This window comes from Pseudodesulfovibrio mercurii (assembly GCF_000189295.2).
GTDB classification, from domain to species: Bacteria; Desulfobacterota; Desulfovibrionia; order Desulfovibrionales; family Desulfovibrionaceae; genus Pseudodesulfovibrio; species Pseudodesulfovibrio mercurii.
This window is the reverse complement of sequence record NC_016803.1, coordinates 2497159-2509733: the sequence shown is the minus strand read 5'-3', so window position 1 is coordinate 2509733 and position 12575 is coordinate 2497159. Positions and strand designations below refer to the sequence as shown.

12 protein-coding genes are annotated in these 12575 nt (G+C 68.4%); 10 read left to right on the top strand and 2 right to left on the bottom strand.

Annotated elements, in window-relative coordinates; all coding sequences use genetic code 11:
- Positions 1-22: 22 nt before the first annotated feature.
- The 10 genes from larE to DND132_RS11325 all read left to right on the top strand — a co-directional run bounded on the left by larE (position 23) and on the right by DND132_RS11325 (position 10670).
- Positions 23-784: an ATP-dependent sacrificial sulfur transferase LarE gene (larE, locus tag DND132_RS11370; RefSeq protein WP_014322891.1), complete on the top strand. Its 762-nt coding sequence runs from the start codon at positions 23-25 to the stop codon at positions 782-784.
- Positions 781-1533, top strand: coding sequence for a nickel pincer cofactor biosynthesis protein LarB (gene larB / locus DND132_RS11365; protein ID WP_014322890.1), 753 nt, complete (start codon positions 781-783; stop codon positions 1531-1533). Before larE ends, larB begins: the two co-directional genes overlap by 4 nt.
- Positions 1534-1539: 6 nt before the next feature.
- Complete coding sequence (larC, locus tag DND132_RS11360; protein ID WP_014322889.1) at positions 1540-2307, top strand: nickel pincer cofactor biosynthesis protein LarC; 768 nt, start codon at positions 1540-1542, stop codon at positions 2305-2307.
- Positions 2308-2309: 2 nt separating this feature from the next.
- Positions 2310-2975 carry a DUF3431 domain-containing protein gene (locus tag DND132_RS11355; protein ID WP_014322888.1) on the top strand — a complete coding sequence of 222 codons (666 nt, stop codon included), beginning with the start codon at positions 2310-2312 and terminating at the stop codon, positions 2973-2975.
- Positions 2976-2985: 10 nt separating this feature from the next.
- A complete protein-coding gene (locus tag DND132_RS11350; protein WP_014322887.1) occupies positions 2986-4206 on the top strand; it encodes an ABC transporter permease in 1221 nt (406 codons plus the stop codon).
- A 201-nt stretch (positions 4207-4407) separates the two neighbouring features.
- Entirely contained in the window at positions 4408-5049 is a 642-nt protein-coding gene (locus DND132_RS11345; RefSeq protein ID WP_014322886.1) for a TetR/AcrR family transcriptional regulator, read from the top strand.
- Entirely contained in the window at positions 5036-5557 is a 522-nt protein-coding gene (locus DND132_RS11340; RefSeq protein ID WP_014322885.1) for a DUF2867 domain-containing protein, read from the top strand. Before DND132_RS11345 ends, DND132_RS11340 begins: the two co-directional genes overlap by 14 nt.
- 98 nt (positions 5558-5655) lie before the next feature.
- Positions 5656-6291, top strand: a complete 636-nt coding sequence (locus DND132_RS11335) for a TetR/AcrR family transcriptional regulator (RefSeq protein ID WP_014322884.1) — start codon at positions 5656-5658, stop codon at positions 6289-6291.
- 11 nt (positions 6292-6302) lie between these two features.
- Positions 6303-7421, top strand: a complete 1119-nt coding sequence (locus DND132_RS11330; protein ID WP_014322883.1) for an efflux RND transporter periplasmic adaptor subunit — start codon at positions 6303-6305, stop codon at positions 7419-7421.
- An 18-nt stretch (positions 7422-7439) separates the two neighbouring features.
- Positions 7440-10670: an efflux RND transporter permease subunit gene (locus DND132_RS11325; protein ID WP_014322882.1), complete on the top strand. Its 3231-nt coding sequence runs from the start codon at positions 7440-7442 to the stop codon at positions 10668-10670.
- A gap of 100 nt (positions 10671-10770) precedes the next feature.
- Here the strand turns inward: DND132_RS11325 and DND132_RS11320 are convergent, their stop codons facing one another.
- Complete coding sequence (locus tag DND132_RS11320; RefSeq protein ID WP_014322881.1) at positions 10771-11256, bottom strand: hypothetical protein; 486 nt, start codon at positions 11254-11256, stop codon at positions 10771-10773.
- A complete protein-coding gene (locus DND132_RS11315) occupies positions 11257-12573 on the bottom strand; it encodes a ChaN family lipoprotein (protein WP_014322880.1) in 1317 nt (438 codons plus the stop codon).
- Between the last annotated feature and the right edge of the window lie 2 nt (positions 12574-12575).

The following is a 12575-nucleotide window of genomic DNA, read 5'->3' as shown; positions in this document are numbered from 1 at the left end:
TCGGGTGGGCTAGGCTTTATTCATGAGCCTCGATCATCTTGCCTCCCTCATCGCCGCGCGCGCGGGCGACGTCGGCTGCGCGGTCACGGCCCTGTCCGGCGGGGTGGACAGCAGCCTGGTGGCCGCCGCGGCGCACCTCGCCCTCGGCCCGCGCGCCATGGCCTGCACCGTGGTCAGCGAACTGACCCCGGACCGGGACCTGAAGCGCGCCGAACGCGTGGCCGCCCACATCGGCATCGAGCACCGGGTCATCCAGATTTCGGCCCTGGTCGTGCCCGAGGTGCGGCGCAACCTGGACGACCGCTGCTATCACTGCAAGTGCCTGATTCTCCGCACCATGCGGGACGCCTTCGGGGCGGGTTGCCTGCTCCTGGACGGGACCAACGCTGACGACGACCCCAACCGGCCGGGCCTGCGGGCCCTGCAGGAGTTCCACGTCTATTCGGTCCTGCTGGCGGCGGGGTTGGGCAAGGCCGAGATCCGGGGGCTGGCGCGCGAGGCGGGGCTGTCCAACTGGGAGGCCCCGTCCGAGAGCTGCCTGGCCACGCGCATCCCCACGGGCGTGCCCCTGAATGCCGACGACCTCGGCCGGGTGAACGCCCTGGAATCCTACCTGCACACCATCGGCGTGCACACGGTCCGCGTCCGGCCTGATAATCTGATGGCAACCGTGGAGTACCTTCCGCAGTACGCAGAAATCATACAGGAAAACCGTGATAAAATCGTGGCGCTGGCGAATCGGATCGGGCTGGAATCATGCACCTTCAGGGAGTGGGCCGGATGAGCCTGGACCGTCTGCTCGACGATTTCGAAGCCGGACAGATTTCGCGGGACAAGCTGAAGAAGGAATTGCTCCGGCAGTCCTTCATCGAAACCGGCTGCGCCAAGATCGACCAGCTGCGCGAGCTGCGCACCGGCGGGCCCGAGGTGGTCTACTGCGCTGGCAAGACGCCCGATCAGGTGGCCTCGATCTTTGATCACCTCAACCGCCACAACGGACGGGTCCTGGGGACCAGGGCCGATCACGCCCATTTCGAGGCCGTGCGGGCCGTTGCGGACGCCCGCTTCGACCCGGTGTCCGGGCTGCTGTCCATCGGGGAGCCGGTGGCGGACCCGGCGGGCAAGGTGGTGGTCGTCTCGGCGGGCACCTCGGACCTGGACGTGGCCGAGGAGGCCGCGGGCACGGCCGAGTTCCTGGGTAGCCGCGTGGATCGGCATTTCGACTGCGGGGTGGCGGGCATCCACCGCCTCTTTTCGGTCATGGACGATCTCAACGACGCCTCGGTGATCATCGCCGTGGCGGGCATGGAGGGGGCGCTGCCCTCGGTCATCGGCGGCCTGGCCCTACCGCCCATCCTGGCCGTGCCCACCAGCGTGGGCTACGGGGCCAGTTTTCAGGGGCTGGCCGCCCTGCTGACCATGATGAATTCCTGCGCGCCGGGCATCGGGGTCGTGAACATCGACAACGGCTTCGGCGCGGGCTACCTGGCCCACAAGATCAACATGCTGGCCGTCGGCGGGCGGGACGGATAGGAACCCATGCACACGGTATATCTCGATTGTTCCACGGGCGTGAGCGGGGACATGCTCCTCGCCGCCCTGAGCCACGCCCTGGAGGAGTGGCGCGGCCCCGGCCTGGGGTTCGCCTTCCTGGAGCGGGAGCTGGCCCGGCTCGGCCTGGACGGCTTCGGGCTCAAATGGACGGAAAAGCGCATCGCGGGCATCCGGACCACGCACGTGGACGTGCTCCAGACCCGGGAGCAGCCCCTGCGCCACTACACCGACCTCTGCCGGATTATCGAGGGAAGCGGCCTGTCCGGTCGGGCCGGGGAACGCTCTGTCCGGGCCCTGCGCCTTCTGGGCCAGGCCGAGGCCAAGGTCCACGGCGTGGACCTGGAGCAGGTCCACTTCCACGAGATCGGCGCTGTGGACACCCTTGCGGATATTTGCGGAACCATGCTCCTGCTGGACGCCCTGGAGGCCGAACGCGTGGTCTGCAGCCCGGTGGACCTGGGGTCCGGGTTCGTGCAGTGCGCCCACGGCAAAATGCCTGTCCCGGCACCGGCTTGCGCGGAACTGGCCAGGGGGCTGACCACCTTCGGCTCCGACTGCGCCATGGAGCGGGCCACCCCCACGGGCCTGGCCATCCTGCGGATTGTTGCGGACGACTTCGGTCCCCTGCCCCTGGGACGTCTTTTGGGGGTGGGCTACGGCTCGGGCGGGCGGTCCTCGGACGAGCAGCCCACCTATGTCCGGGCCATGGTCTTGGAGAAGGTTGCGGAACCCGAACCCCCGCGTGGAGCGTGAACGTGCGTGACGACATCCGGGTGATCATCGCCAGGTACCGCGAGGACGTGTCCTGGGCAAGCCGGCTGGGGTGCCCCCACACGGTCTACGACAAGGGCGGCGATCTCGGCCCGGATGCCCGCAAACTGCCGAACATCGGGCGCGAGGCCCACACCTATTTCACGCACATCGTCAACGAGTACGACGCCCTGGCCCCCCTGAACGTCTTTCTCCAGGGCGACCCCTTCGATCACCTGGATGATCGCGGCCGGACCACGGTGGAGACCTTGCGGAAGACCTTGGAGGACGTTGCGGATAGGGGCGTGCCCTTCCGGGGGCTGGCCTGGTTCAAGCTGAAGAGCGACCGCCTGGGCCGTCCGCACGACCTGCGCAAGCCCGAGAACGAGGGCCGCTGGGCCGGTTGGGGCCGGGACATCCCGGTGGGCGAGCTGTTCGAACGCCTCTTCGGCGTCGCCATGCCGGACGAGATCATCTGCCGCGCGCCCACGGGCAACTTCTGCGTGACCGGCGAGCGCATCCGCACCCGGCCGAAATCCTTCTACGAATTCTGCCTGCGCCTGATCGAGGACGACCCGCTGGACGCGGGCAATACCGGCCACGCCTTCGAGCGGCTGTGGCAGCACGTCTTCAACGGCAACACGGCCTGGAACCGGGCCCGGTACGAGTAGCGGAGGTCCCATGCTGCCCCTGAACCTGACCATCGCCGTGTCCTCCCTGTCGGCCCACAAGCTCCGCGCCGTGCTGGCCATGCTCGGGGTTTTCCTGGGCGCCCTGGCCTTCACCGGGGTGCAGCACGTGTCCAAGATCATGGTCCGACAGGCCGAGATGGAGACCGAAAAGCTCGGCCCGAACCTGTATGCGGTCCTGGCCGGATCGGTCCGCTTCACCCGGGGCGGGGGCGTGCGCATCAACGGCAACTCGCGCAACTTCGTCCTGGCCGACGCCCAGGCCCTGATCGACTCCGTGCCCTCGGTCCTGGACGGCACGCCCTTCGTCACCGCGACCATGGCCGTGCGCGGCAACGGCAACGCGGTCAACGCCCAGATTCTGGCCTGCTGGCCCAACTACCAGGAAATCCGCAGCTTCCGCCCGGACGTGGGCCGGTTCTTCACCTGGAGCGACGTGGACGACCGGGCCAAGGTCTGCGTGCTCGGGCGCAAGATCGCCCAGCGGCTGTTCGGCCGCCCCGAGCAGGCCGTGGGCCGTGACATCTACATGTTCCGGGCCAGCTTCCGGGTCCTCGGGGTCATGGAGGAGAAGGGCCGCGACGTGTCCGGCACGGACCAGGACGAGATCCTGCTCATGCCGCTGACCACCTACATGCGCCGGGCCAGCAACCAGCGCTGGGTTTCCGGTGTATACATGCGTCTGGCCAAGGACGCGGGCCTGACCCAGGTCAACGACTCGGTGAACGCGATCATGCGCGAACGGCACCGCATCGACCCCGGCGAAAAGGACGACTTCAGCTCCATGTCCGCGGCCGACGCCATCAAGCTGCAACGCCAGGCCCTGGACCTGATGACCACGCTGGGCGGGATCACCTCGACCATCTCCTTTGCCGTGGGCGGCCTGGGCATCCTGTCCATCATGATCCTGGTGGTTCGCTCCAGGCGGGTGGAGATCGGCGTGCGCCGGGCCGTGGGCGGCCGCAGGCGGGACATCGTCCGCCAGTTCCTGTTCGAGTCCGGGCTCATGGCCGCGGTGGGCGGCGGCCTGGGCGTGGCCGTGACCGTGGCCCTGGTCCTGGTGGGCTGCACCGTGGCCAAGCTGCCGATCATCATCGACCCGGTCAGCCTGGCCGTGACCCTGGCCGGGTCCTGCCTTCTGGGCGTGCTCGCCGGGGCCTACCCCGCCTGGCAGGCCGCCAATATCGAGATTCTGGACGTCCTCAGGTCCTGATTCATTTTATTCATTAATACGGTCGGTTATCAAATAAATAGCCGACTGTGCGTCGCCCCGGAGCGGGCCATTCGCCCCATCCCCCGCACGATTATCGAGACGCGCCGCCCTTGGCCGTCCCGCCCCCTTGACGGTTCGGCCAAAGGAGTTTAATGAACATGTTCAGTAAATGAACGTGTTCAGTTAAATCAAGGAGGAGCCATGGCCAAGGACGCATCCCTGCGCGAGGAGCGCAAGGCCGAGACCCGCCGTCGGATTCAGGCGGCGGCCCGGACCCTGATCGCGGAAAAGGGGTTCGAGGCCACGACCATGCGCGATTTGGCCCAGGCGGCCGGGGTGGGCGTGGGCACCATCGCCCTGCATTTCCGGGACAAGACCTCCCTGCTCTTCTCCTCGTTTTTCGACGACATCGGCGAGGTCTCGCGCCGGGCCATCGCGAGCGCGCCGCGGGACGTGCCCCTGCGCGAACAATTCCGGCACATGCTCCGCACAATGTACGGCTACTACGGCGAGCACACCCTGTTCCTGCGTTCGGTGGTCAAGGAGGCCCTGTTCGCCACCGGCGAGTGGAAGGCCCGTTTCGACGGGCAGTTGCGGGAGATCGTCGGCGAGGTGGCCGGTCTGATCGAGGCGCGCAAGGCGACCGGCGAGGTCCGGTCGGACGTGTCGGGTCTTCAACTGGCCATGGTGTGCTGGTCCCTGTACGCCGGCGGGCTCATCGACGGGCTCAACCGGGAACGGTTCGACGTGGAGGGCCAGGTGGCCTCGGTCATGGGCCTGCTGGACGTGGTCCTGGCCGGGGTGCTGGCCGACGTGACGGGAGGCGGACATGGACCGGCGTGATCTGGAGCGGCTGTCGGGCATGGCCGGGCTCCTGGACGGCGCGGACCACGTGGACGTGCACACCATGGACGGCCGGGGCACGGTCCTCGGTCTGGCCGCCGGTCTGCTCTCCTACCGCCCGGCGTGGATGGCCTGGCTGTGGCGCGTGCGCGTAGCCCTGCTCCGGACCCTGGGCCAGGGTGAACGCGCGGTGCCGGACCGGGCGGTCCTGACCGCCGAGACCCTGCCCCGCGCCCCGGGCGATCGGGCCGGGATCTTCACCGTGGTCCGGACGGACGGCGAGACCTACTGGATCGGCGAGGGCAAGGAGTCCCACCTGGACGCGGCCGTGGCGGTCTGCGGCGAATCGCTTTCGGAGGGGCCGGACGGGCGGAGCCGGTTCCGCGTGGTCACCGTGGTCCGCTACCGCAACCGGGCCGGGGCGGTCTATTTCAACCTCATCCGCCCCTTCCACCACCTGGTGGTCCACGCGGCCATGCGCTCGTTCCTGGGCCGGGAGCGCGGATAACACCGGTTCATACCGGTTAGGGCGACGCCTGGGCCACGACGGGCGTACGATTGTGTGAACAGCGTTTACAAAGTTAACGGCATTTGCTAGAGGCGGGCATGGACACCAGAAAACGACGGGAACGGGACAGGGAACGGATGCGGCGGCGCATCCTGGACGCGGCGCGCCAGCTCTTCGTCCGGGAGGGGTTCGACAACGTGTCGCTCCGGCGCATCGCCTCGCGCATCGAATACAGTCCGGCCGCGCTCTACCGCTATTTCCGGAACAAGCGGGAGATCCTCTCCGCCCTGCGCGAGGAGGGCTTCGCCGGGTTCGTGGAGCGCCAGGACAGGGGCCGGGAGCGGTTCCCGGACCCGGTGGAGCGGTTGCGGGCCGGGGCGCGGGAATACATCCGCTTCGCCCTGGAGGAGCCGGACAACTACCATCTCATGTTCAGCACCACCTGCGACCAGGTGGACCTGGACGGTGAATGGGCCGCCAGCTCCATCCGCTCGTTCCGGCTTTTCCGGGACACGGTGGCCGAGTGCGTGGCCACGGGCCGGTTCGGCGGCCTGGACGTCAACGCCCTGGTCTTCGCCCTGTGGGGGCAGCTCCACGGCCTGGTCCACCTCATCGCCACCGGGCAGGTGGCGGCCCTGAACGACGGCGAGGACCTGGACGACCTGGTGGGCCGGATCATCGAGTTCGGCCTGCGGCCGGTCCCCGGCGACAACGAATTTCCGAAGAACGCATAAAGGCGGTACCCATGAAACGGATAGGCCATTTCCTTCCGGCCTCGTTGCCGGTCCTGTTGACGGCCCTGCTGTCGGCCCTGCTGCTGACGGCCGGATGCGGCAACGACCGGCTCGGCGAGACGGATTCCGGCAAGACGGTGGTGCCGGGCAGCGCCCTGGCCGAGGCGGCCCAGGCCGAGGTCCCCACCCCCGCCCCCGCCGAGACCGGCTCCACCGAGACCTTCACGGTCCGGTCCGCGGACCGCAAGTCCTCCCTGACCGGCTTCACCCGTGCGCGCAACGCCATGAGCCTGGTGGCCGAGGAGTCCGGCCGGGTGGTCAAGGTCCTGGCCGACGTGGGCGACGCGCTCGGTCCGGACGGGCTGTTCGCCGAGCTGGACACCACCTTCATCGAGCTGGACCTGGCCGCCAACCGCGCGGACCAGGCGCGGCTCAAGAGCGACCTGGCCTACAACAAGAAGGAGCTGGACCGCTACCAGGCCCTGGTCAAGACCGACACCGCGCCCCAGTCCACCCTGGACGCCAACGTCCGCGCCCACCAGGCCGCCCTCCAGCAGCTGCGCGCCAAGCAGGTGGAGGAACAGGTCCTTCTGGAGCGTCTTGAGCGCTTCTCCCTGGTCGGCCCTCCGGGCTGGAAGGTCGTGGCCCGCGACATCGAGCCCGGCGAATGGGTGACCAAGGGCGAGACCGTGGCCCAGCTCGGGCGTTACGACGTCCTGCTCGTGCCCTTTGCCCTGACCAGCGAGGAGTACCGCGCCCTCAAGGCGCTGGGGGACGAGGTCGCCCTGCGGTTGACCGACCTGGGCGGCACGGTGGAGGCCCGCGTGGCCCGCGTCTCGCCCGGCTTCGACCCGGTCACGCGCAAGATCAACGTGGACCTGGAGATCGCCAGGGGGGACTTCGAGTTCCGGGGCGGCATCCGCACCGAGCTGGACCTGGCCCTGCCCGATCCCGGCGGGGCCGTGGTCGTGCCCGAGTCCGCCCTGGTCAAGGCCTACGAGGAGTATTTCCTGATGACCCCGGATCACCAGCGGGTCCGCGTGGTCCTGCTCGGCTCGGCTGGCGACGGTCTGCGCCGCGTGTCCGGCCCGGACGTGCGCCCCGGCGCCGTGTACCTGCTCCACCCCTAACCCCCGGCGAGACGAGCCATGCACAAGGATTCGCCCACCCAGGCCCTGATCCGGTTCACCCTGGGCCAGAAGGTCTTCGTCAACCTCATGTTCATCCTGCTCATGGTGGTCGGCGTGTTCTGCGTCTTCGACCTGCCGGTGGAGCGCTATCCGGACGTGCGCATGGGCAAGGTGGTCATCTCCGCCTTCCTGCCCGGCGCCAGCCCGGACGAGGTGGAGACCCTGGTCACGCGCAAGATCGAGGACGCGCTCGAGGACCTGGAGAACGTGGAGTTCATCCGCTCCCGCTCCTTCCGCCAGCGCTGCTCCATCATGGTCAAGTTCCTGGACGACACCGATTACGACAAACTGTATGACGAATTGCGCTTCAAGGTGTTGTCCATTCAGAATGACCTTCCCAGCGACATGGACCCGCCGGACTTCACGGTCATCCGCGTGTCCGAGTGGTTGCCGGTCCTGTCCGTGAACCTCCTCGGGGAGCGCTCCAACCGGGCGCTCAGCCTCATGGCCGACGAGCTCAAACTGCCCCTGCAATCCATCCCCGGGGTCAAGGAGGTCCAGATCAGCGGCGAGTACACCCGCGAGTTCCACGTCAACCTGGACCCGGAGAAGATGATGCGCCTGGGGGTCACCTTCGACCAGGTGGGCCAGGCCCTGGAGGGGGCCAACGTGTCGGTCCCGGCGGGCGATTTCATCAGTGATTCCGGGGAATACGTCATCGTGGCCGACCAGAAGTTCCGGTCCCGCGACGAGGTGGCCCGGACCATCGTCCGGCGCGACCTGGATGGCTCCTTCGTGACCGTGGGCGACGTGCTCAGCTCGGCGGGCATGGACTACCGCGACCCGTTCGTGGTCTCGTCCGTGGACGGCCGTGACGCGGTCTCGGTCAAGGTCCTCAAGTCGCCCGAGGGCAACTCCCTGGACATCGGGGCGGCCGTGGAAAAGGTGGTCGCCGAATACCGGCCCGTGCTCGACAAGGAGGGCGTCCAGGCGGTGGTCACCCAGGACCAGCGCATCCCCATCCGCGAGAACATCAACACGCTCGGCTCCAACCTGCTGGTCGGCATCGTCCTGGTCTGCGCCTGCATCTGGCTGTTCATGGGCTTCCGCAACGCCATGCTGACCACCGTTGGCGTGCCCTTCTCCTTCCTGGTGACCATGATAATCATGTGGATCACCGGCAATTCCATCAATGAAATCACCCTGTTCTCCTTCGTCCTGGTGAGCGGCATCATCGTGGACGACGCCATCGTGGTGGTCGAGAACATCTACCGCCACGTGCAGGACGGCAAGGGGCTGCGCGAGGCCGTGGTGGACGGGGCCAGCGAGGTCTTCCTGCCCGTGGTGGCGGCCACCTCCACCACCGTGGCCGCGTTCATGCCCATGCTGATCATGACCGGGTCCACCGGCGAGTTCTTCGCCCTGGTGCCCAAGGCCGTGTCCTTCGCCATCATCGCCTCCCTGGTGGAGTGCCTGGCCATCCTGCCCCTGCACTTCCTGGACTGGCCCGGCGCGACCAGGCTCGAGGAGCAGGCCGCCGAGCACCTCCAGGCCCGCGACCCTCGCTTCATGGGCTGGCTGAAGCGGGTGACCGACGCGCTCCTGCGGATCACCCTGCGCCACCGCTGGAAGACCCTGACCCTGGTCGTCACGGCCTTCGTCATGGCCATCGTCATGCTCGGGGTCTCGGTCTCCGGGGTCATGCCCCTGCTGCGCATCAAGTTCTTCCCGGACGAATACACCCTGTATTACGTGTCCATGGAAGGCCCGGTGGGCACGGACGTGTACACCGCGTCGGCCAAGGCCAAGGAGGTCTCCAGGACCCTCATGGCCCTGGGGCCCGGCACCACCAAGTCCTGCTCCGGCCTGGGCGGCATGGACATCAACGAGGACTACGAGAACATCTTCGGCCCCAACCGGGCCATCGTCATCGTGGAGCTGCCCCGCCAGGGCGAGCAGGCCTTCGTGGACAACCCGGACAACGACCCGCAACTGTTGCTGGACACCATCCGCAAGCGGCTCGAACCCCTGGCCGTGAACGGCTGGCGGCTGCGCGTCTGGCCCGAACAGGGCGGCCCGCCCGCGGGCAAGGACGTGAACATCCGCGTCCTCGGCCCGGACCAGGACGCGGTCATGGCCCTCAAGAACAACGTCTTCGACTGGATACGGGCCAACAAGCGGCTGGCCCCGCATCTCGAGGACCTGGCCACGGACACGGGCACGGACAACCGCGTCTTCCGGTTCATCCCGGTGCCGAGCCTGGTGGCCGAGTACGGGCTGACCCCGGCTCAGGTGGTCGCCCTGGCGGGCGGCATCCTGGACGGCCGGTTCGTGGGCAAGTTCCGCGCCGCGGACGAGGACGTGGACCTGCGCATGAAGATCGACAAGCGTTTCCTGTCCAGGCCCGAGGACGCGCTGGACATCCCCATCCTGCAGAACGACACCGGCCCGGTGCGCGTGGGCGACCTGGCCGAGGTCCGCGCCTACCGCGAGCCCGGCCAGCTCAACCGTTTCCAGGGCCAGCGGGCCGTGACCCTGACCGCCAACATCCGCGAGGGCGCGCCGGTCAGCGCCCCGAGCGTGGTCCACGACGTGCGGGCCTACTACCGGACCATCCAGGACGACTATCCCGGCGCGACCCTGAGCTTCGCCGGGGAGTACGAGTCCACGGGCCGGTCCTTCACCTCGCTCATGTACGCCTTCTGCATCGCCATCCTGGTCATGTACACCATCCTGGCCTGCCAGTTCCAATCCTACGTCCAGCCGGCCATCATCCTGTCCGCCGTGGCCTTCGCCCTCATCGGCGTGGTCTTCGGCACCTTCCTGACCCGCTCCCTGTTCACGGTGAACAGCTTCATCGCCACGGTGGGCGTGGCCGGGGTCGTGGTCAACGACTCCCTGGTCCTGCTTGACTTCATCAACCGCCTCTACGCCAAGGGCTACGAGCGCATGGACGCCATCCGCGAGGCCGTGCGCGTGCGGCTGCGGCCCATCCTCCTGACCACCCTGACCACCACCCTGGGGCTGCTGCCCATGGCCCTGGGCATCCCCTACTACTCCGTTGTCTGGGGGACCATGGCCACCACCTTCGTCACCGGCCTGTGCGTGGCCACGGGCATGACCCTGCTGGTCATGCCCCTGCTCTGGGACCTGGTCACGCGGCGCAGGGAGCGCAAGGAGCGCAGGCGCGAGGAGAGGCGCGCGGAACGGCAGCGGCAACGGGAGGCGGCCCTGGCGGCGGCCAGGTAGTCCAGGTTATTTAGAGAAAGTCTAGACTGATCGAAAAAAAGCGGCGCAGCCGGGGAGGACACATCGTCCCCGGCTGCGCCGTTTCCCGTGCCCGGCCGGTCTAGCGGCACAGGGCGTCGAGGAAGTCCCGCTCCCGATCCGGGTCCGCGCTGACCCACCAGACCAGGTCGCCCGCGTACCAGATGAGGTGCGCCCGGCCCATGCCGGTGAAGCGGTACACGGCCACGCCGTTGTGGTCCACCCTGGACGGGTGGCTGAAGGGCGACCGGGGGTTTTCGAACATCTTGTGGACCATGAGCCCGGTCTGGCGGCGCGCCTCGGCCTCGGACGCGACCCGCGAGACCCACGCCTCGGCGGGCCTGCCGCCCTGCTCCGCATAGTGGGCGATGGCGCTGGCCTCGGCCCGGAGCGCCTTGCCGTGCAGTTTGTCCACCTCGGTCTGGGCCTCGTCCCCGGTGACGAGCCCCACGCGCTCAAGCGGCCCAACGGAAGCGGGAAACAGTTCGGACAGGTCGTCGGTGGTGCCGGCGGCCAGGGGCGCGGCCAGCGCGAGCACCCACAGCAGGGTCAGGCAGGCGCGGCGCATCTATTTGCCCCCCGTTTTCGGCGTCTCGGCGGCCGCGGGTTCAGGCTGGGCCTGCGCCCCCGACTCTCCCTTGGATTCCGTCATGGGTTCGACCGCGACCTTGGGCGCGGCCTTGGCCTTGGGCCGGGTGGTGCCGAGCTTGCCCAGGTCCGCGTCAAAGATATCGCCGCCGCGCCGGACCGTGAAGATCAGCGGCTCGTCCGCGTCGTGCGCCGTGGTCCCGGCCACGTGCAGGCTGAACAGCCCCAGGAGCGGAACGCCCGAGGCCTCGATGAGCATGTCGCCAGGCCGCAGCCCGGCCCGGTCCGCGCGCGAGCCCCTGGACACGGATTCCACCAGGATGCCGTCCGCCTGGCCGGACAGGACCATGCCCATGCGTGAACGGTAGGTTTCCGGCGCATAGAAGAACACGTCCCCGGCCTCGGAGTCGAACGGACCGCCGCGCCACGGCACGATGGTCAGGATGCGCGCCGCCGGGTCGAACCAGCGGATGCGCTTGGCGATGCCCCAGCCGTATTCCACGTGCCCGGACCCGGCCACCACCAGCACGGGCCAGTCATACTGCTTGCGCAGCCGCACGGCCTCCTCGGCCATCTTGGAATCCCAGATGGACTGGACCAGGTAGAACCGCTCGCGCTCCTTCTCGTCCCCGGCGTCCTTGCCCTTGTGCATGGCCATAACCGCGTCCAGGAAGGCGCGCTGGTCCGTGGCGGGCGGCACGATCTCCCCGGGCAGCCACGCCTTCTCCTCGTCGCTCAGCCCGTCGAGTCCGTCCTTCATGATCTTGCGGACCACCCCGGACGGCACGTTCAGCCCGGCCACGGGCACGCCGTTGCGCTTGGCGATGGCGAAATGGTCGCGGAACAGCCCGAAATCATAGCCCCAGTTCTCCTTCCAATCCAGCTCGCCGGGCAGCTCCTCCAGGGTCACCCGGCCTTCGCAGAAGTCGTCCAGCTCCTGCCGCCTGTCCGCGCCGACCATCTCCAGGCCCAGGGACAGCCCGTCGCCGTTGTCCGAGAGGGCCTCCAGCAGCTCCTGCTGCACCCGGTGGTCCACCGGGTTGCGGTGCCCCTCGCCGATGAGGACGTAGTCGCACCCCTCGGCCATGGCCTTGACCGCGCCCAGGGAGAGCGGCGCGCCGTAGGCCGAGATGAACTCGCCCTTCTGCGGCAGGAAGGTCACGGACAGGTCCGGCGTCTCCACCGCGTCCGCCCGCATGCCGGGGCCGCTCTTCACGCACGCCCCCAGGGCCAGGACCAGACCGGCCAACAATAGCCATGCCGCCCCTCGGGCGGCGCGCAACATATGCTCGATCATGC

Bases quoted from the DNA above. Each gene is read 5' to 3' on its own strand.
- larE (WP_014322891.1), top strand. From the start codon at position 23: ATGAGCCTCGATCATCTTGCCTCCCTCATCGCCGCGCGCGCGGGCGAC.
- larB (WP_014322890.1), top strand. From the start codon at position 781: ATGAGCCTGGACCGTCTGCTCGACGATTTCGAAGCCGGACAGATTTCG.
- larC (WP_014322889.1), top strand. From the start codon at position 1,540: ATGCACACGGTATATCTCGATTGTTCCACGGGCGTGAGCGGGGACATG.
- DND132_RS11350 (WP_014322887.1), top strand. From the start codon at position 2,986: ATGCTGCCCCTGAACCTGACCATCGCCGTGTCCTCCCTGTCGGCCCAC.
- DND132_RS11345 (WP_014322886.1), top strand. From the start codon at position 4,408: ATGGCCAAGGACGCATCCCTGCGCGAGGAGCGCAAGGCCGAGACCCGC.
- DND132_RS11340 (WP_014322885.1), top strand. From the start codon at position 5,036: ATGGACCGGCGTGATCTGGAGCGGCTGTCGGGCATGGCCGGGCTCCTG.
- DND132_RS11335 (WP_014322884.1), top strand. From the start codon at position 5,656: ATGGACACCAGAAAACGACGGGAACGGGACAGGGAACGGATGCGGCGG.
- DND132_RS11330 (WP_014322883.1), top strand. From the start codon at position 6,303: ATGAAACGGATAGGCCATTTCCTTCCGGCCTCGTTGCCGGTCCTGTTG.
- DND132_RS11325 (WP_014322882.1), top strand. From the start codon at position 7,440: ATGCACAAGGATTCGCCCACCCAGGCCCTGATCCGGTTCACCCTGGGC.
- DND132_RS11320 (WP_014322881.1), bottom strand. From the start codon at position 11,256: ATGCGCCGCGCCTGCCTGACCCTGCTGTGGGTGCTCGCGCTGGCCGCG.
- DND132_RS11315 (WP_014322880.1), bottom strand. From the start codon at position 12,573: ATGATCGAGCATATGTTGCGCGCCGCCCGAGGGGCGGCATGGCTATTG.